Source organism: Acidobacteriota bacterium, assembly GCA_028875725.1.
In the GTDB taxonomy this organism is placed as follows: domain Bacteria; phylum Acidobacteriota; class Thermoanaerobaculia; order Multivoradales; family Multivoraceae; genus Multivorans.
This window is the reverse complement of the sequence record JAPPCR010000015.1, coordinates 317,135-336,669: the sequence shown is the minus strand read 5'-3', so window position 1 is coordinate 336,669 and position 19,535 is coordinate 317,135. Positions and strand designations below refer to the sequence as shown.

Below are 19,535 nucleotides of genomic sequence, written 5' to 3'. Positions count from 1 at the left end.
ATTGTAACCGTCGCGGCCTGCTAGCGTGGCCGGTTGATGCTGCCGGACGGCTATCGGAGAACCCTTGGCATCCTCGCAGCGGCGGTCTGCGTCGCCTGCCTTGCCGCCTGTGCAGCCGAAACGCCGGCCGAGCCGCCGAACATCGTCTTCCTGCTGGTCGACGACCTCGGCGCCATGGACATCGGCGCCTTCAACCCGGACACCTTCTACGAGACGCCGAACATCGACCGGCTGGCGGCCGCCGGTGTGTGTTTCACCAGAGGCTACGCCGCGAACCCGGTGTGCAGCCCGACACGGTTCAGCATCATGACCGGCCGCTACCCGACCCGGGTGGGTGCGACGAACTACTTCGCCGGCCGCCGTGAGGAGAAGTTCGCGCCGGCCCCGCTCACCGACCGGATGCCGCTCGAGGAGTACACGCTCGCCGAGGCGCTCCGGGACGGCGGCTACAACACCGCGTTTCTCGGCAAGTGGCACCTGGGGCCGACAGAGGAGTTCTGGCCGCTGGCCCAGGGCTTCGACGTGAACATCGGCGGCCACCGCGGCGGCATGCCCCGGAGCTACTTCTCGCCCTATTCGAACCCGACGCTTTCGGACGGTCCCGAGGGTGAACATCTCACCTCCCGACTGACCGATGAGGCGCTCGACCTGATCGATGGTTACGCGGCCGACGAGGAAGGCAAGCCCTTCCTCATCTACCTTTCGTACTACACGGTACACACGCCGCTGCGCGCGCCGGCGGACCTGATCGCGAAGTACGCCGCGAAGGCCGGCGTCGAGGTGGGCGCGCGGTCGAACCCCGAGGACTTTGGACACGAGGAGCAGATCTGGCCGCGCGACGAACCGCGGCGCGTGCGCGAGGTTCAGAACCACGCCGTCTACGCGGCGATGGTCGAGGCCCTGGACACGAGCGTCGGCCGCATCCTGGACCACCTCGACGCGCTGGACCTGACCAAGAACACGATCGTCGTCTTCTTCTCCGACAACGGCGGCCTGTCGACGGCGGAAGGGTCGCCGACCTCGAATCTGCCACTAAGGGGCGGCAAGGGCTGGCTCTACGAGGGCGGCATCCGGGAGCCCATGATCGTGCGCTGGCCGGCCGTCGCGGCCGCTGGCGGCATGACCGCGGCGCCAGTCATCAGCACGGACTTCTACCCGACGCTGCTGGAAGCGGCGGGTGTCGAGCTTCGGCCCGAGATCGAAGTCGACGGATCGAGCTTCCTCGACCTGCTCCGTGGAGGCGAAGCGGGTGAGGACGCCGCGGCCGCAGCCTCCGAGCGGGATCTGTACTGGCACTACCCGCACTACGGCAACCAGGGCGGCTTTCCGGGCGGGGCGATCGCACGCGGTCGCTACAAGCTGATCGAACGCTACGAGGACGGCCAGGTCCACCTCTACGACCTGGAGGCCGACGTCGGCGAGCGGAACGACCTGGCTAGCGAAGAGCCCGAGCGGGTCGCCGAGATGCGGGCTCGGCTTCACGCCTGGTATGGCCAGGTCGGCGCCGAGTTCCTGAGTGCCCTGCCGGACGGCCCGGAACCCTGGCAGCTACCGGTGCGATCGCCGAGCGGCCCGTAACTTCCGGCACGGCCCCGGTTTGATGCTGCCGGTAGGCTTTGACCGGTGAGCACCAGCGGCAGGGTTTGGAACCTGGCGGCGACGACGATGGTGGCCGTTGCCTGCACGGGTCCGGTCGACGACGGCGGATCCGGAGAACTGCCCGTGGAACCGCCGAACATCGTGTTCCTCCTGGTCGACGACCTCGGCGTCATGGACGTCGGCGCCTTCAATCCCGACACCTTCTACGAGACGCCGAACATCGACCGTTTGGCGGCGGGCGGGGTTCGCTTTCTGCGCGGTTACGCCGCGAATCCGGTGTGCAGCCCGACCCGGTACAGCATCATGACGGGGCGTTACCCGACCCGGGTAGGTTCCACGAACTGGTTCTCCGGCCGCCAGGAAGAGACGTTCGCTCCCGCGCAGCTCAACGACTGGATGCCGGTCGAGGAGTACACGCTCGCCGAGGCCTTGCGGGACGGCGGCTACAACACGGCCTTCCTCGGCAAATGGCACCTGGGACCGACGGAGGAGTTCTGGCCGGAGGCCCAGGGTTTCGACGTGAACGTCGCCGGCTACGTTCGGGGGAGGCCCAGTAGCTACTTCTCGCCCTACTCGAACCCGCGGCTCGAGGACGGGCCCGAAGGCGAGTACCTCACCGAACGGCTGACCGACGAGGCGCTGGACCTGCTCGATGGCTATGCGGCGGACGAGGACGGCAGGCCCTTCCTGCTCTACCTCTCGTACTACACCGTCCACACGCCGCTGGAGGCGCCGGCCGAGCTGATCGCGAAGTACGCGGCGAAGGCGGGCGTCGAAGTGGGCGGGCCGGCCGATTCCGACGACCTGGGATTCGAGGAGCAGATCTGGCCTCGCGACGAGCCGCGCCGGGTGCAAGAGGTGCAGAAGCACCCCGTCTACGCGGCGATGGTGGAGAGCCTGGATACGAGCGTCGGCCGAGTCCTCGACCGCCTCGACGCTCTGGACCTGGCCGAGAACACGATCGTCGTCTTCTTCTCGGACAACGGCGGCCTGTCCACCTCCGAGATGTTGCCGACATCCAACCTGCCTCTCCGGGGCGGCAAGGGCTGGCTGTACGAGGGCGGCATCCGTGAGCCGCTGATCGTCCGCTGGCCGGCCGTGGCGGCCGGTGGCAGCGACGTGGCGTCGCCGGTGATCAGCACCGACTTCTACCCGACGCTGCTCGAGGCGGCCGGCATCGACTTGCCTGCCGATGTCGAGGTCGACGGCAGGAGTTTCCTCGACGTGCTGCGCGGCGGCGAGGCGGGCGAAAAGGCAGCCGCCGCAGCAGCGGTGCGTGACCTGTTCTGGCATTACCCGCACTACTCCCACCAGGGTGGCTTTCCCGGCGGCGGGATAGCTCGCGGCCGCTACAAGCTGCTCGAGCGCTACGAAGACGGCCAGGTCCATCTCTATGATCTGGAAGCCGACGAGGGCGAACGGAACGACCTGGCTAGCGAAGAGCCCGAGCGGGTCGCCGAGATGCGGGCTCGGCTTCACGCCTGGTATGGCCAGGTCGGCGCCGAGTTCCTGAGTGCCCTGCCGGACGGCCCGGAACCCTGGCAACCGCAGGTCCAGGCTGGGGATGGGGGTTGAGCCGGCGCTACACGCCTCCGGGCCACCATCGCAGCGTCGCGGCCTTCCGGGAGCACCTGCGCGGGCTCGACCCGGCGTTCGACTGCGCCGACGAGCTGCTCGGCCCGGAGGGGCCGCTGGCGGAGCCGCTCGCCTTGTTTGGCCGCGAGGCCGGCAACCGGTTCGCGGTCCATCCGATGGAGGGTTGGGACGGGAACCGCGACGGCAGTCCGAGCGACCTGACGCTGAGGCGTTGGCGGCGGTTCGGCCTGAGCGGGGCGAAGCTGATCTGGGGCGGAGAGGCGGTGGCCGTGGTGCCGGAGGGGCGCGCAAACCCGAACCAGCTCTTCATCGACGGCGATCGGCTGGATGACTGCGTTGCGTGGCTCCAGGCGCTTCGCCGCGAAGTCCTGACGGGACATGAGGAGAGTGGAGTAGGCGGCGACCGCCCGGTCGTCGGCCTGCAGTTGACCCACTCGGGTCGGCTTTCGCGGCCCGATGCGCCGCCCGCGTTGCCGCGGCCGTTGCGGGCACAGGTCCATCCGGTGCTTGACGCGCGGCTGGGGGAAGCCGCGCACCGTCCTCTCGTGAGCGACGAACAGTTGGAGGAGATCGCCGGCGCCTACGTGCGCGCCGCACGTTGTGCCGAAAGGGCGGGCTACGACTTCGTCGACATCAAGTGCTGTCACGGCTATCTGCTGCACGAGCTGCTGGGCGCGCACACGCGGCTGGGACCCTACGGCGGCTCTTTCGAGAACCGGGTGCGGCTGCCGCTTGAGATCATTGCGATGGTGCGCTCAGCGTGTCCGGACCTCGGCATCGGCGTACGGCTCTCCGTCGGCGACGTGGCGCCCTTCGGCGCGGACGGCGCCGGAGTCGGCGTGCCGGAAGTCGAGAGCGCCAGACCGGCCGATCTCGGCTTCGGCCTGAACCCGACGGATGTCGGGTTGCCCGAGCCGACCTGTTCCGAGGCGATCCGCTACGTCGCTCTGTTGGTCGAAGCCGGCGTCGAGGTCGTCAACGTGACGATGGGGTCGCCCTATAGCTGCCCGCACCTCTCGAGGCCGTTCACCTATCCTGCGTCGGACAGCTACCTGCCGCCGGAAGATCCGCTGCGCTCGGTGCTACGTCAACTTGCTGCGGTGCGCACCGTGCGCGCGGCGTTTCCGCGACTTCCCCTGGTGGGCACCGGCTACAGCTACCTCCAGGAGTGGCTGCCGCACATCGCCGAGGCGGAGGTTGACCAGGGCCACGTCGACTTCGTCGGTCTCGGGCGGATGGTGCTCGCCAATCCGCGCCTGCCGGCCGACGTGCTGGCTGGGCGGCCGCTCGAGCGCAGGGCGATCTGCCGTACTTTCAGCGACTGCACGACGGGACCGCGCAACAACATGGTCAGCGGTTGCTACCCGCTGGACGAGCACTACCGGCAAACGCCCGAGTTCGACCGGATCAGGGACATCAAGAAGGCGGCGGCCTCGTTGTGAGCAAAGCGACAGAAGTTTCTGGCCAGCTTGCCGCAGCGTCGTTGCCGCGGCTCTGCTACGCCGCGCTCCACGTCGTCGTTCGAGACGGCTACGCCCAGGCTGGCCACTCGATGAAACGACCCGGTTCGGCGCGCGAGATCGAACACTGGATCGACTGGAAGGCGACGGCCGGTCTGCGCCGCTGGGTCGACTCGCTCGGCTTCGGCGTCGCGGAAGCGATGGACACGGCCCAGCGCTTCGAGATCGGCTGGCCCAGCGCGCGGCGGTTGATCGAGCTCTGCGCCTCGCTCGAACTCCGCAACGGTTTCGTCGCCGGGGCCGGCAGCGACCAGTTCGATGCGATCGGCAGCAACACGCAACTCATCGACGCGGTAGCGGAGCAGGCGGAGTTCATCGCCGAGTCGGGCGGCGTCCCGGTGCTGTTGCCGATGCCGCGGCTCACCGCGACGGGCGCCTCCGAACGGGAGTACGTCAACGTTTACGGCGCGATCATCGATCAACTCGAAGGTCCGCTGTTCCTGCACTGGCTGGGCGAGATGTTCCACCCGGCAATGCGCGGCTACTTCCCGGGCAACAGCCTGGAGCGGGTCCTCGCCCGCCATGCCGACAAGGTGCGCGGCGTCAAGCTCTCGCTTCTGGACGAGGAGTACGAGGTGCTGCTCCGGCGGCGAATCGGCATGCGCGGCCAGATCGTACTGACGGGAGACGACTACCACTTCGCGCGGTTGCTGGAAGGTCAGCCGGCGGCCAGGGGTTCCAGACTCGGCGGCACGTTCGAACTGAAGGGCCGCACGGTGGCTCTGGGCGACTTCAGCCACGCCCTGCTCGGCGCCTTCGACGCGGTAGCCGAGCCGGCTGCCGCGGCGCTTCGCGCGCTCGGCGACGGGGACGTCGAGCGCTATCGCGAACTGATGGGCCCGGCCGAAGAACTCGCCCGGTTCATCTTCCAGCCGCCGACGCGTCACTACAAGGCCGGACTCGCCTACCACGCCTGGCTGCGCGGACTGCAGGACAATCCGATGCTGGTCAACCGCGAGGATCTGGCGCGGGACGAGGCCTACTACCGCGGGGTCGCGACTCTCGCGCGGCGCGCGGGCACGTTGGGCGATGACTGACTGGCGGTTGACCGGCAGTCTGGTGTTCCTGACCCCGGCGCTGCTGCTCTACGCCGACGCCGCGACGGCTCAGCAGACCGGACGCATCGAAGGGACGGTGACGCTGCGCGGCGCCGCCTCGCCCGACGGCATCGGCATTCTGGCCGAGACCGATGCCGTGCCCCGGCCCAGGTCGACGGTCACCGACGCGTCCGGCCTCTACGCGCTGCCGCGGCTCTACCCGGGCCTCTATCGGGTCACGTTCACGACCCGGGCGGGAGCAAGCCGAACGGTCGAGGCCCAGGTGCTGCTCGGCCAGACGACGACCCTGGACCTGGAACTCGAAGCGGCGGCCGCCGCTGTCAGCGAGGAACTGGTCGTCATCGGAGAGCGGATCGCCGTCCGCGGTCGCGCCTCCGTCGCCAGCGCCATCGACGGCGAGGCGGTGCGGGACATGCCGCTCGGTCCCGACTATCGCAGCCTCGTTCGGCTCGCTCCGGGCGTCCAGGTGACCCAGGACAGCGTGCGGGGACCGGCCAGCGGCGGCAGCGGTCAGGACAACGTGTACCGTTTCGACGGCGTCGACGTGTCGCTGCCGATGTTCGGCACGCTGTCGGCGGAGCTCTCGAGTCATGACGTCGACCAGGTGACGTTCGAGCGCGCCGGCGCCACGGCGGTGGGCTTCAACCGCAGCGGCGGATTCACGATGGACTCGACGGCGAGGTCCGGCACGAACGCCTTCGCGGGCAGCGTCGAGTACACGGTGGAGCCGCCGCGCCTCCAGGCGGAGCCCGAGACGGACCTGGAATCCGTGGCCGGGCACGACACGGACCGCCAGCGGGCCGTCGCCACCCTCGGCGGCCCGATCGTTCCGTCGCGGCTCTTCTTCTTCGTTTCCGCCTTCCGGCCCACGGAGGAGCGGACGAACGCGGCCACGGCCTACGGACCGGTCAAGGACTACGAGAACGCGCGGCGCGAGTTCTACGGCAGGCTGACGCACGCGCCGTCGGACCACCTGCTGCTCAATGCCGGCTACCGAACCTCGCGGCGCGAGGAGAGCGGCGTCTCGGTCGGACCCTACGAAGCCGATTCGGTCTCGCTCGGCGGCGGGGCGGACCAGCGGGTGGCGAACGTCGATGGTGTCTGGCAGACGGGCCTTGGCGCCCTTTCGTTCCGGTTCAGCGACTACGACCTCGAGGGCTCGTCCCGGCCCGACGTGGCGCTGGCCGTTCAGCCGGCGCTCGACGGCGCCCTGGACGTGGAGAATCTGGACCGGATGGGTTACTTCAGCGTCCCCGAGTACGTGGACGGCGCCGATGCCTACAACGCCGCGGTCAGGCCCCTGGTGGAACGCTACGGCTACACGGACGAGCACGGCGCGCGCCGCGGCGGCGGCGCCGTCGGCGCGCATCCGTCGATCAACGACCAGGCGTTCTACCGGCGGAGCTTCGAACTGGCGTTCGATCACGGGTTCGGTCGGGGCGCGGTCAGCCACGACCTCCACTTCGGGTTGCGGGCCGCCGAGGCGCGCGAGACGTTGAGCCGTGAATCGAACGGTTGGGGCGCCATCGAGGCCCCGGGCGGCGTCGACCTGGCGGAGGACGGCACGCCGGTCTTCTACGTCGCCACGGTGCAGCAGATGAGCCTCCGGCGCCCGGACGGCACGGCGGTCTCGCCCATCGACTCCTTCACGGAGACCGCGTCCCTGGAGGTCCACGACCGCCTGACCGCGGGCGACTTCACCTTCGACGCCGGGGTGCTGCTGAGCCAGGACGTCCTCTACGGACAGGGTCTGCGTGCGGCGCCGGGCACTGTGTCCGGCTTCACCCTGGCGCCGGGCGAGAAGTACCGGATGTACACGATCGACTGGCGGGACATGATTCAGTCGCGTCTCGGCGTCACCTGGTCCTACCGGGCGGAGGGCACGGTCTTCGCCAACTACGCCCGCTACCACCCGGAGGCGACCTCGCTGGCGCGCGCGGCCTCCTGGGACCGAAACACCCGCGCCAGCCTCCGCGTTCTGTTCGACGAGGGCGGCCGGATCATCTCCCACGAGCCGTACCCGGGATCTTCCGGCAAGGTGTTCCAGGACGGCATGAAGCCCCGCCGCATCGACGAGTGGACTCTCGGCGCGACCCGGACGTTGTCGCGGGGACTGTCGCTCAGCGCTCACCTGCGCCGGCGGGAGGGCGGACGTTTCTGGGAGGACACCTGGAACGGATCCAGGGGTTACGACAGCGCCCCGCCCCACATCGCCGTCCGCGGCCCCTACGTGCCGCGTCTCGATGCCGTTCGAGCGGAGATCGGCGGTTCGAGCTACGTGATCGCCGAACTCGACGACGCGTACACGGAGTACTCGGAGGCCGCGCTCGAACTGGTGTGGCGGGGTGAACGCGGCTACCTGAACGCTTCCTACGTGCGGAGCCGCTACACCGGCAACTTCGACCAGGACAACACGACCCGGAACAACGACGCCAACCTGTTCATCGGTTCGTCCAACCTCGCTGACGGCTATGGCCGCCAGCTATGGGACAACAAGGACGGGACGCTGCGCGGGGACCGGCCGCATCTCGCCAAGGTGTTCGGCCGTCTCGACCTGCCGTGGCGGGCGAGCGTCGGCGCCTTCGTGTTCTTCCAGTCCGGACAGCCGTGGGAGGCATGGGATTCGGTCGCCTACGGATTGCCCTCCTACTTCTCGTCGACCAACCGCTACGCCGAGCAGGCCGGCAGCCGGCGCAGTCCGAGCCACTGGCAACTGGACCTGGGCTACACGCAAGGTCTCCGCCTACCGGGCGACCTGAGTGCCCGGTTGCGTGTCGATCTCTTCAACCTGTTCGACCGCCAGACGGGCTACAACAACAACCCGTTCCGGCGCGACGCCGCCTTCGGAGAACCCCGCGACCGCTTCGACCCGCGGCGGGTGCAGATCTCCCTGGGCGTCGAGTTCTGATCCGTGCCTCGGAACGTCACGGACGGGGTTGCGGCGGGCGCCGGCAGGGCCGAGATCACGGTCCGCGACGCGCGGCGCCTGGCGCTGGCGCGGGCGGGCCTGTTGAATCCCGGGTGGACCGGTCTGCCGCGCGCGGCTTCGGGCCGCGGCCCGCGGGCGAGGCGGGCGGTCCACACGCTGATCGAGCGCTTCGGTTACCTGCAACTCGACACGATCTCGATCGCCGGCGCCCGCACCCACGCCCTCGTGCCGCTGTCTCGCTGGCCCGGAATCGACCGGAACCTGCCGGAGGAACTCCTCCAGCCGGGCGAGCCGCTCTTCGAGTACTGGGGTCACGAGGCGAGCTGGATCCCGATCGACCTCTACCCGGCGTTCGGCTTCCGCCGCGAGGAGTATCGAAGCGGCAGGACCTGGCACAGCAAGGGGATACGCGAGCACCCCGACGTGGCGAAGGCGATCCTGCGCCGCGTCGAGGCCGAAGGGCCGATGCGGTCCCTGGACCTGACGGGGCCGATGCTGGGAGAGGTGTGGCGTTCGAAGCGGGAACGGTGGGTCGCCTACTCGCTGTGGTCCACCGGGGAACTGGCCATCCGCTCGCGGCACAACTTCCAGCGCACGTTCGATCTGCCCGAGCGGGTGATCCCCGAGCGTTGGCGGAGCGAGGACTGGAGCCTGGAGGATGGGATCCGGGCGCTGATCCTGCGCGCTCTCGAAGGTCACGGCTGGGCGACGATCGGCACGCTGGCCGACACCTGGCGGCTCAAGAATGTGCGACCCCAGATCAGGTCTGTGCTCGAGGACCTGGCGTCGGCGGGCGACGTGGTGTCCTGCGACCTGATGACGGTCGACGGGAAGCCGCGGCCGGGATGGGTGCGCCCCGCCGATCTGGAACTCGCGGCCCGGCTGCGGCGTGTGCGTCCCGCGCGGAACCGCGGCGTTCTGCTCTCGCCGTTCGACCCAGTGCTCTGGCGGCGCAACCGGGTGGCGCATCTGTTCGGCTTCGACCAGATCCTCGAGATCTTCAAGCCGGCCTCGAAGCGGCGCTACGGCTACTACTGCATGCCGGTACTGGCGGGTGACCGTCTGGTGGCGCGCTACGACCTGAAGGCGCACCGGAAGCAGGGTCGGCTGGAAGTGCTGTCGTTGCACTACGAGGCGGTCGGTCCGAAGACGCCGGCCACGGACCGGGCGGCCGCGGAGAACGCGCTGGCGAGGTTCGCGGAGTCGGTGGAGCTTGCCGTTTCGGACTAGGCTTCGTTCCGCGATGGAAGCCCTCAGACTCCCTGATTCGCTTGCAGGCCTCTTCGCCGTCGCCGCGCTCACATTCGCGGGTTGTGGAGGCTCCGGCAGCGATGTCTCCAGCGACGAAGGCGCGGCGCGTCCGCAGGTCGCCCTGGTCATGAAGTCCCTGGCCAACGAGTTCTTCGAGACAATGGCCGAGGGCGCCCGCACGCACCACGAGGCTCACCGGGACGCGTACGACCTGTTGGTCAACGGCACCCGGAACGAGAGCGACCTCGCCCAGCAGGTCGCCCTGGTCGAACAGATGGTGGCCTCCGGCAGCGACGCGATCGTCATCGCGCCCGCCGACTCGAAGGCGCTGGCGCCGGCGTTGGCACGTGCCCAGGCGGCTGGCGTGGTCGTCGTCAACATCGACAATCGGCTCGACGTCGACGTGGCGGCCGAGGCGGGCCTCGACGCGCCGTTCGTCGGCCCGGACAACCGCGACGGCGCTCGGCGGGTCGGCGAGGTGTTGGCGGAACGGCTGGCGCCGGGCGACCAGGTGGCGATCGTCGGCGGCATCCCGACCGCGTTCAACGCCCAGCAGCGGCAGGCCGGTTTCGAGGACGCGATGAACGCGGCCGGCGCCGAGATCGTCGACGTCCAGAGCGGCGGATGGGAGCAGGCGCAGGCGAACACGGTGGCGGCGGCGATGCTGCGCGAGCACCCCGGGTTGCGCGCGATTCTCTGCGCTAACGACAACATGGCGCTGGGCGCTTTTGCGGCGCGACGGCAGAGCGGTCGGGACGACGTGCTGATCGTCGGCTTCGACAACATCGACGCCGTCACCGAACTCGTTGCCCAGGGCGAGATCCTCGCCACCGCCGACCAGCACGCCGACCGGCTAGCGGTCTTCGGGATCGAAGCCGCTCTCGAGATTCTGCGCGGGGGGACTGCGGAGGACCTGAAGACTCCGGTCGACGTCGTCACCTCGTCCGGCTAGGGAGTCTCGTCACGATGGCCTGGCCTGTGGGCAGGGCGAGCGGAGCCTCGGGCCGGTCGGAGAAGAACTCGTCGACGGCGTCCTTCTCTCCGCTGGCGGCGGGGAAACCGTAGTCGTCGAAGACGACGATCCCGCCGGCGGAGAGCCGCGGATAGAAGTACTCCAGGCAGTCGAGCGTCGAACGGTAGAGATCGACGTCTACGTGGACGAAGGCGAAGCGAGAGTTCTCGAGCCCGTCGAAGGTCGAGGGGATCCAGCCCTCATGGATCTCGAGGGTCCCTGAGAAGCGGCCAAGGAGGTCGCCCACGTACCGGGCGGACGTCGCCTTGAAGACGCCTTCTTCGAGATCGGGATCTCTTTCCGGATCGGGCGTCGGGAGCCCCTCGAAGCTGTCGAAGAGATGGAGTGTCTTGCCGCTTCCTTCGAGGACCCTGGACAGGAGGAGCGCCGTGCCTCCCCGATAGACGCCGCATTCGGCGAAGTCGCCGGTCACCGAGAGAGCCTGGCGGCCGAGGCGGTAGAGGACCTGGCAGCGATCGGCCGAAACGACCGTGTACGGCTCGACGCCTTCGTACGCCTCCCGGAAGTCGGGCTCGCCGCGCCAGGGCGCCCAGATCGGCGACGGTGAGCTCCACTCGCGGTAGAAGCTCTCCTCCGTGCTCGCGACGGCGTGAGCGTCTCGCCGCGAGCGGGAGAAGACCTCGAAGTCGTAGCCGAACCGGCGCAGCATGCCCTTCGCCAGCCGGTACGCGACCGCCTTCGAACCCCCGCGGACCCTGCGAACGAGAGAGCGCACTAGGCGGGACGCAGGGGCGTTGTCATGGAATCGGGGCTCTTTGAGCCAGCCGCGACTGTATCCTCGCCTCGATGCTCGCCGGGCGTTCCGACCGATGACGCTGGCCGTTGCCGGCTGGCGCCGCTCGTTCTCTCTCGGTTACCGGGGAGGACTGGTCCTGGTCATCCTCGGCTTGAGCGTGGCCTTCGGCCTGATCACGGATCACTTCTGGAGCGCCGTGACGTTTCGCACGCTGGCGAACCAGTTGCCGCCCCTGGTCATCGCGTCGGCCGGCCTGACGCTCGTGCTGATCGCCGGCGGCATCGACCTTTCCGTCGGCTCCGTGCTGGCCCTGGCGGCGGCCGTGCTGGGCGTCCTGACGGTCGATCAGGGGTTTCCACTGGTGCTCGCGGCGCTTGTGGCACTCGCGGTCGGCGGGTTGTGTGGCGCGATCAACGGCGCCCTGGTCGCGCGCTGGTCCATACCGTCATTCCTGGTCACGCTTGGGATGCTCGAGATCGCCCGCGGCTCGACCTACCTGGTGACCGCCTCGAGGACCAGCTATCTCGGCGACCGGGTAGCCGCGCTGGGCGCCAACCTTCCGGTCCTGGGATTGTCGGTCGCGTTCGTCGGTTCGCTTGCGGTGGTCGGAGGCCTGCAGTTCGTCCTCTCGCGAACCGCCTTCGGCCGCTGGGTGTTCGCGGTCGGCGGCAATCGCACGGCGCTCCACCGCTGCGGCGTACGGCCCTCCCGGGTCCAGTTCGCGGTGTTCACGCTCGCCGGGTTCCTGGCGGCGGCCGCCGGGTTGTGCCAGGTCGGCTACCTGCAGTCCGCCGACCCGAACGCCGCGATCGGCATGGAGTTGTCGGCGATCGCAGCAGTAGTCATCGGCGGCACGTCACTGCTTGGCGGGCGCGGCTCGGTGACTGGCACGCTCCTCGGCGTGCTGGTGATCGCGGTGCTCCAGACCGGGCTTGCGCAGGCCGGCGCCACCGAGCCGACGAAGCGGATTATCACCGGCGCGGCGATCCTGCTGGCCGTGGCGACGGACCTCTGGCGCCGGCGCCGGAGCGCGGCCGCCGTTTCCTGACGCCGGAATGGCGGAGCCGCTGCAGCGGCTATTCTCAACGTGTTGTCCCGGAACTCCGTAACCCTAGAGGAGCCCGCCATGAAGAGTCGACTGGCCATCCGGATGCAGGTGCTGACCTTCGCGGCGTTTGCCGCTGCCGCGCCCGTCGTTGCCCAGGAGCGCGCGATCGAGTTCCCCGATGTCGACGGCTACCGGACCTTCAGTGTCGATCTGCATACTCACTCCGTGTTCTCCGACGGCATGGTGTGGCCGATCATCCGCATGCAGGAGGCCGAGCGGGACGGCCTGGCGGTGCTGGCGGTCACCGAGCACCTGGAGTACCAGCCGTGGCAGGCGGACATCCCGCATCCGGACCGGAACCGCTCCTGGGTCGTCGCCAGCGAGTACGGGGCGGAGTCGGAGTCGGACGTGATCGTGGTCAACGGCGCCGAGATCACCCGCAGCATGCCGCCGGGCCACGTCAACGCCGTGTTCATTCAGGACGCGAACGCGCTGCTCGTGAAGAGCAGTGGTGCGGACTACATGACCCGGCTCCGGCCCTCCACGCCCGAGGAACAGGCGGCCAGCGAGCGCGAGGCTCGGCGGGCGATCGAGGTGGCCAACAAGCAGGACGCCTTCGTGTTCTGGAACCACCCGAACTGGCCGGCGCAGCGCCCCGACGGCGTGGCGAAGCTGACCGACATGCATCGGGATCTCATCGCCGGCGGGCTGCTCCACGGCATCGAGGTGGCGAACGGCGACTTCTACTCGGCCGAGTCGCTGCAGATCGCGCTCGACAACGACCTGGCGATTCTGGGCGTTTCGGATGTCCACTATCTGATCGACTGGGACTACCGCCCCAACGACGGTGGCCACCGCACGGTGACGCTGGTGTTCGCGGAAGAGCGGAGCGCGGAGTCGATCAAGGAAGCTCTGCATGCGAACCGCACCGTCGCCTGGTTTGGCAACTGGCTGATTGGCCGCGAAGACGCGCTGGTGCCGCTGCTCGAGGCTTCGCTTCTGTTGACGAAGGTCGAACGCAGCCAGGGCGACGAGCTGATCGACATCCGGCTCTCCAACATGTCGGACGCCGCATTCGACCTGCGTGTCACCAGTGGGCACCGGTTCAACGGACCCCCGTCGACCATGCGGATCGAGCCGCACAGCGACCTGGATCTGGCGATCAGCGGGGAATCTCGGTCGAGCTTCGAGATGGGGTTCGAGGTGCTGAACGCGATCACGGCGCCGGAGACGCACCCGACGTTGCTACTCGGGGTCCAAGTCCCCGAGTAGCCGGAACTAGTCGCGCTCGCCGCGTCTCTGCCGGTCGACGATCCTGCGCACGGAGTCCAGATCCGCTTCCCAGAACCCCGCCTGCTTCTCGATGGGGGGTTCGACTAGCGGTCGGACAACACGGAAGCCGAGGAAGCGAGCGTTCGTGTGGTACCAGACGCTCTGGGGAATCTGGGGGTCCATCCGCTTCCACGAGAGCTGCGAGCCGCGGCGGGCGGCGCAGCGAAGGGCGGCGGGCTCGTCCTGCCAGGAGCCGCCGCGGACGCTGCGGGGATACTCCTTCTCCGGCCAGGCGATCGGGTCGGTCACGAGCGCGTCGTCGCCAGGCTCCGGGTAGTCCGCGTAGGCGTCGAGGGTCCATTCGGCCACATTGCCGTGCAGGTCGAAGAGGCCTAAGGCGTTCGGTTCGAGTTGAGCCACCCTGCGGTAGCGCCGGTCACTATTGCCGGCGTGCCAGGCGAAGCGGTCCATCTGCGCTTCATCGTCGCCGAAGGACCACGCGGTTTCGCTGCCGGCGCGGCAGGCGTACTCCCACTCGGCCTCGGTCGGCAGCCGGTAGAAGCGGCCGGTCTTCATCGACAGCCACTTCGTGAACTGGCGTGCCGCGAACTGGGTCATGGAGATCGCGGGAAAGCCATCCGTGCCCATGCCGAAGTCCATCGGCCGGTAGGGCGGCGTCGGCCTGCTGACCGCGTCGGCCCAGGCGGCTGCGGGTTCGTCGCCGCCGCGGTCCGTGTCGAACATGAATACGCGGTACAGGTCCCAGGTCGTCTCGTGCGTCGCCATCCAGAACGTGCCGACCTGTATCCGCCGACGCGGGGACTCCAGCGCGCCGCGGCCGGTCTCGCTCTCCGGGCTTCCCTGAAGGAACTCGCCGCCCGGCACCGGAGCCATGTCGAGGTGCGTTTCACCACCATCGGCGCCGACTCCGACGATCCGCTCGCGGTAGGGCCGCATTTCGGCTTCGGTGGCCGCGACGGCGTCCGGTACGTCGACGGCCGGTGGCCGGCCCGGCGGCATGTCCGGGTAGCGGCCGGCGCCCGGTTCCTGGACCGCGGCGGCGAGAAGCGCGACCAGGATCGGGAGTCCCTTCAGCACGGGAACGGTCTCAGCGGCCCCGGAAGTTCGCTCGCCGCTTCTCGAAGAAGGCGGCGATGCCCTCCGCGGCGTCCTCCGTTCGTGCGGCGTCGGCGATCGCCTGCGACTCGAACTCCATCTGGGACTCGAGGTCCTCCGAGAAGGAGCGCATCACGAGTTCCTTGGCGGCCCCGAACGCCCAGGTCGGCCCGGCGGCCAGTTGCCTGGCGAGTTCCCCGGCACGGGCGTCCAGTTCGTCGGCCGGGACGACTTCGTTGACGACTCCCCATTCCTGGGCCTCGGTGGCGGACAGCGTGCGGTTCGTGAGGATCAGCTCCAGCGCACGGTGGCGTCCGAGCAACCGTGGCAGAAAGTAAGTTGAGCTGCCGTCCGGCGTCAGACCGGCGCGCGTGTAGGCCATTGTGAACACAGCCTGCTCAGAGGCCACAACCAGGTCGGCTGCGCAGGCGACGGAGAACCCGGCGCCGGCAGCCGGCCCCTGGACCGCGGCGACGACCGGCGCGCTGCCCCGAGTCAAACGCGTGATCGCGGCGTGGAGGTAGACCGTCATCTCCTTGAGGCCGCGAGGCAGAGCGTCGCCCGCCCTGGCGAAAGAGGCCAGGTCGCCGCCGGCGCAGAACATGCGTCCCTCGCTGCGCAGCAGAACGGCCCGCACCTCGGGGTTCTCGTCGCACTCGATGCCCACTTCCAGCAGATCCTTCGTCATCTGCAGGTTCATCGCGTTCGCCGCTTCGGGCCGGTCGAAGGTCACCCGGGCCACGCCGTCATCGAGTTCGAAGAGCAGCGTCTGGAGTTCGTTCATGGCGGCGGATGGTAGCGAAGTGTTCGCGAAACCGCGTGTATCGGAGATCGCTGGCCGGCTTGAGGATGGACTCCGCTACACTCCGCCCGCTGATGCTCCGGTCGACTTCATCGGTGTGGCTGTTTTGCACTTTGGCCTTCGCGCCGTCCGCGAGCGGAGTGCCGGCGGCGCCCACCGAGTTGATCGGCTACGCGACCAGCGAATCCAGCGTGCGTCTCGCCTGGAAGGACAACTCAACTGGCGAGGACACGTTCGAGGTGCTTCGGTCCGCTTCTTACGCCCCCAGGAACGTGGCCTTCTCCGGGTCGCGGATCCGTTCCGTCAGCGTGAACACTGTACAGGTCGACCTGACGGGTCTGAGCCCCGGCTACCATGCCTTTGCCGTTCGGGCGAGGAACGCGGCGGGCGCTTCGGAAACGAGCAACAGCGTCGCGTTCCTTTTGCCGCGCAAGCCGTGCAATGAGAGCGAGACAGGGACGTGCCTTCAGAGGGGGCGGTTCGATGTCTGGGTGCACTTCGGGACTGACGACGGCACCGGGCATGCCAAGGTCAAGCGCGTCGACCTCGGTGATGCGGCGACCCTCATCTACTTCTTCGACGAGAGCAACGTCGAGATGCTGATCAAGATCCTGGATGGGTGTCGCATCAACAGCCGGTTTTGGGTTTTTGCCGCAGCCGCAACGGACCTGGAGTACTACCTCTACGTTTGGGATACGACGACGGGCGTGGCCGCTATCTACTACAACTCGCCAGGGACGGCACCTCGCGCGGTTACGGACACGCAGGCGTTCGCGACTTGCGACAGGTGAGTGGGGCGGCTACGCTGCCCCCACGTTTTCCAGTAGACAGTCGAGTTCGCAACGGTAACGGGAGAACAGAGATGGACGGAACCTCCAGGCGCAGTTTCATCACCGGGGCTTCGGCGGCGCTGCTGGCCGGCGGCGTCGGCGGCGGGAGAGCGGCCGCCGCCAACACGAATTCGGACGTAGGCCGCGCGCGCGGCGACGCGACGCTGCGAATCGGTCTGATCGGCTGCGGCGGACGTGGCACGGGCGCCGCAGCGCAGGCCATGTCGACGTCGGGACCGGTCGAACTCGTGGCGATGGCCGACGCGTTCGAGGATCGGCTGGAGAACTGCTACGCGCAACTCGCCGAGCTGGGCGAGAACGGGTCGTTCGACAATGGCAAGCGCCTCCAGGTGCCGGCCGAGAACCGCTACGTCGGCTTCGACGCCTATCGCAAGGTGATCGACTCCGGCGTCGACGTCGTCGTCCACGCGACGCCGCCGGGCTTCCGGCCGGAACACTTCGAGTACGCGATCGAGCAGGGCAAGCACGTGTTCATGGAGAAGCCGGTCGCGGTCGACGCGCCGGGCGTCCGGCGCGTGCTCAAGGCGGCCAAGGCGGCCAAGGAGAAGAACCTCAAGGTCGGCGTCGGCCTGCAGCGTCACCACAGCACGATGTACAACGAGACGATCGACCGCATCCACGACGGCGCGATCGGCGACGTCGTCGCACTCCGCGTCTACTGGAACGGCTCGGGCGTCTGGGTGCGGGCGCGCAAGGCGGGCCAGACGGAGATGGAGTACCAGATGCGCAACTGGTACTACTTCAACTGGCTCTGCGGCGACCACATCGTCGAGCAGCACATCCACAACATCGACGTGGGCAACTGGGTCAAGGGTGGACACCCGGTCGAGGCCCAGGGCCAGGGCGGCCGGCAGTGGCGGAACGGTCCCGACCACGGCGAGATCTTCGACCACCACTTCGTCGAGTACACCTACGACGACGGCGCCGTGATGCTGAGCCAGTGCCGGCACATCCAGAACTGCTGGGACCAGGTCGCCGAGTACGCGCACGGAAGCAAGGGCCGGGCGAGCCTCGCCTCCGGCCTGATCGAGGCGCCGGGAGGCTGGAACCACCGCGAGCCGGAGGACGAGAAGAGCCCGTACCAGGTCGAGCACGACCGCCTGTTCGAGGCGATCCGTGAGGACAAGCCCTTCAACGAGGCGAAGAACGGCGCGATCGCGACGATGACGGCCGTGATGGGCCGGATGGCGACCTACTCCGGCAAGAAGATCACCTGGAAGGAAGCGCTCAAGTCCGACGTGTCGCTGGAGCCCGCGACCTACGCCTGGGACGCCGACCCGCCGACCGTGCCGGACAAGAAGGGCCGGTACGCGGTGGCGGTGCCGGGAGTGACGAAGGCGTAGCGGGCGGCGCGCAGCCCGGAACCCCTTGTCGCCATGGCGACGTCAGCTGCAGCGCAGCAGATCACCGAACAGGCTGTCATTGATGCACAGAAGGCCTGGGGCGAGGGCATTGTCGCGATTGCCAAGACTCATGCCGATGGCGGCGACTACGCCGCCCGTGCGACGAAACACATCAAGGACCTCTATGCGTATGGCGAAACCGACGTCATGTTCAAGCCGACCATGGCAGCAGAGAACCAGTTCCGCGACAAGTTTGACGGAGCTCTGAGCTACTTCATCGGGCAAGACGGAACGGAGGACAAAGGGTTCGCGATCTCGGGCTGGACCAATGTTCGGTGGGAGAACAACGGCATCTACACCAACGACGCCTCCGCAATGGCCATGGGCAACTACTACTTCACAGGCCCGGACGGTAGCGAGACAAAGGTCGAGTTCACCTTTGGCTACATCCTTGTTGACGGTGATCTGAAGATCAATCTTCATCACTCATCGCTGCCCTACAGCCCCGAATAGTCGCGGAGCCGGGCCGGTGGCCGTCGATGTCGAGTGGACCTGGTCGCGGCTGGCGGTCGACGGCGCCCGCTAAGGCGCCGCCTTGAACGCGGCCAGGAACTGGTGATCGCCCCAGGCGATCCGCAGCACCGCGCCCGGTTCGACCTCGAGGAACTCGATCGTCAGCTTCTCGGTCGGCTCGTCGGCCCTCGAGTGCTCGAGCGGAACCTCGACGGCGTCGGCCGACGCGTCGCGCTGGCTGCCCCAGATGTCGGCTTCGCCGTTGAACACGAGGCTCCAGCCACCGGCGGTGCGCTTGGGCCACAGGCTGTAAACGCCGGGATAGTCGGGCGAGGCGTTGCCGTAGGGGACGACGATTCCGTCGAAGGAAAGCGAGGCATGGGTGAGCAGCTTGACCGCCCGGCCGCTGTTCCAGGCGAAGACGTCGCCGGCCGCGAGGCTCTCGAACGCTCGGTAGTCGTCACTGTCCGCCAGGAGGTCCGGATAGGAGATCCGGAGTTGCTTGCCGGCCAGTTCGATTTCGGCCAGGTTGCCGTACCGCAGGCGGCGGAACTGCTCCCGCCGGGCCGCGGCCCTTGCTTCGGCGTCGCTGTCCTCGGTCTGGGCGGTCGTGGGAGCGGACCCGGATCGGCCAGGAGTGCTCGGTTCCTGAGCGGCGATCGGGGCTGCCGCGACCAGGATGGCGGCCAGCAGGGCCAGGGAAGCCAGAGGAACCAAGGGGATCTGCGTCGTCGTCGTTCTCACGGCGAACTCCGGTAGAGGTTGCGAAGGATCGGGCGGTAGTGGCGGAGCTTACAGCCCGCGGTCGGCTCCACGGTCGGATCCGCTCGTCGGCAGTAGACTTCGGGCCGAAGTTCACCGTCTGGAC

At 68.5% G+C, this 19,535-nt stretch carries 16 protein-coding genes; 12 read left to right on the top strand and 4 right to left on the bottom strand.

The window, feature by feature from the left end; all coding sequences use genetic code 11:
- Positions 1–36 precede the first annotated feature (36 nt).
- From OXI49_12965 to OXI49_12935, 7 genes are read left to right on the top strand one after another with little or no spacing between them, the layout of a single operon-like run.
- A complete protein-coding gene (locus OXI49_12965) occupies positions 37–1,578 on the top strand; it encodes a sulfatase (protein MDE2691420.1) in 1,542 nt (513 codons plus the stop codon).
- Between the two features lie 45 nt (positions 1,579–1,623).
- Positions 1,624–3,174, top strand: coding sequence for a sulfatase (locus OXI49_12960; protein MDE2691419.1), 1,551 nt, complete (start codon positions 1,624–1,626; stop codon positions 3,172–3,174).
- A complete protein-coding gene (locus tag OXI49_12955; protein MDE2691418.1) occupies positions 3,171–4,637 on the top strand; it encodes an NADH:flavin oxidoreductase in 1,467 nt (488 codons plus the stop codon). The genes OXI49_12960 and OXI49_12955 overlap by 4 nt, the downstream gene beginning before the upstream one ends.
- Positions 4,634–5,752, top strand: coding sequence for a DUF993 family protein (locus tag OXI49_12950; protein MDE2691417.1), 1,119 nt, complete (start codon positions 4,634–4,636; stop codon positions 5,750–5,752). The genes OXI49_12955 and OXI49_12950 overlap by 4 nt, the downstream gene beginning before the upstream one ends.
- On the top strand, positions 5,745–8,681 hold the full coding sequence (locus tag OXI49_12945) for a carboxypeptidase regulatory-like domain-containing protein (GenBank protein ID MDE2691416.1): 2,937 nt from the start codon (positions 5,745–5,747) through the stop codon (positions 8,679–8,681). Before OXI49_12950 ends, OXI49_12945 begins: the two co-directional genes overlap by 8 nt.
- 3 nt (positions 8,682–8,684) lie before the next feature.
- Entirely contained in the window at positions 8,685–9,932 is a 1,248-nt protein-coding gene (locus OXI49_12940; GenBank protein ID MDE2691415.1) for a winged helix DNA-binding domain-containing protein, read from the top strand.
- A gap of 13 nt (positions 9,933–9,945) precedes the next feature.
- Positions 9,946–10,905 (top strand): substrate-binding domain-containing protein, encoded by a 960-nt coding sequence (locus tag OXI49_12935; protein ID MDE2691414.1) that lies wholly within the window; start codon positions 9,946–9,948, stop codon positions 10,903–10,905.
- Here OXI49_12935 and OXI49_12930 read toward each other — a convergent pair.
- Complete coding sequence (locus OXI49_12930) at positions 10,889–11,701, bottom strand: class I SAM-dependent methyltransferase (protein MDE2691413.1); 813 nt, start codon at positions 11,699–11,701, stop codon at positions 10,889–10,891. The genes OXI49_12935 and OXI49_12930 overlap by 17 nt on opposite strands.
- Before the next feature lie 94 nt (positions 11,702–11,795).
- Here OXI49_12930 and OXI49_12925 point away from each other — a divergent pair, with 94 nt between their 5' ends.
- Positions 11,796–12,770 (top strand): ABC transporter permease, encoded by a 975-nt coding sequence (locus OXI49_12925; protein ID MDE2691412.1) that lies wholly within the window; start codon positions 11,796–11,798, stop codon positions 12,768–12,770.
- 78 nt (positions 12,771–12,848) lie between these two features.
- Positions 12,849–14,042, top strand: a complete 1,194-nt coding sequence (locus tag OXI49_12920; protein MDE2691411.1) for an Sb-PDE family phosphodiesterase — start codon at positions 12,849–12,851, stop codon at positions 14,040–14,042.
- Positions 14,043–14,048: 6 nt separating this feature from the next.
- On the opposite strand, the gene OXI49_12915 is transcribed toward OXI49_12920, so the two are convergent.
- Complete coding sequence (locus tag OXI49_12915; GenBank protein MDE2691410.1) at positions 14,049–15,140, bottom strand: formylglycine-generating enzyme family protein; 1,092 nt, start codon at positions 15,138–15,140, stop codon at positions 14,049–14,051.
- Between the two features lie 10 nt (positions 15,141–15,150).
- Entirely contained in the window at positions 15,151–15,942 is a 792-nt protein-coding gene (locus OXI49_12910; GenBank protein MDE2691409.1) for an enoyl-CoA hydratase-related protein, read from the bottom strand.
- Between the two features lie 158 nt (positions 15,943–16,100).
- On the opposite strand from OXI49_12910, the gene OXI49_12905 reads away from it, so the two are divergent.
- From OXI49_12905 to OXI49_12895, 3 genes are all read left to right on the top strand, one after another.
- Positions 16,101–16,751 carry a fibronectin type III domain-containing protein gene (locus OXI49_12905; GenBank protein ID MDE2691408.1) on the top strand — a complete coding sequence of 217 codons (651 nt, stop codon included), beginning with the start codon at positions 16,101–16,103 and terminating at the stop codon, positions 16,749–16,751.
- Between the two features lie 71 nt (positions 16,752–16,822).
- Positions 16,823–18,154: a Gfo/Idh/MocA family oxidoreductase gene (locus tag OXI49_12900; GenBank protein ID MDE2691407.1), complete on the top strand. Its 1,332-nt coding sequence runs from the start codon at positions 16,823–16,825 to the stop codon at positions 18,152–18,154.
- Positions 18,155–18,187: 33 nt separating this feature from the next.
- Positions 18,188–18,667: a phosphoribosyl-AMP cyclohydrolase gene (locus tag OXI49_12895; GenBank protein ID MDE2691406.1), complete on the top strand. Its 480-nt coding sequence runs from the start codon at positions 18,188–18,190 to the stop codon at positions 18,665–18,667.
- A 69-nt stretch (positions 18,668–18,736) separates the two neighbouring features.
- On the opposite strand, the gene OXI49_12890 is transcribed toward OXI49_12895, so the two are convergent.
- Positions 18,737–19,411, bottom strand: coding sequence for a DUF2911 domain-containing protein (locus OXI49_12890; GenBank protein MDE2691405.1), 675 nt, complete (start codon positions 19,409–19,411; stop codon positions 18,737–18,739).
- Between the last annotated feature and the right edge of the window lie 124 nt (positions 19,412–19,535).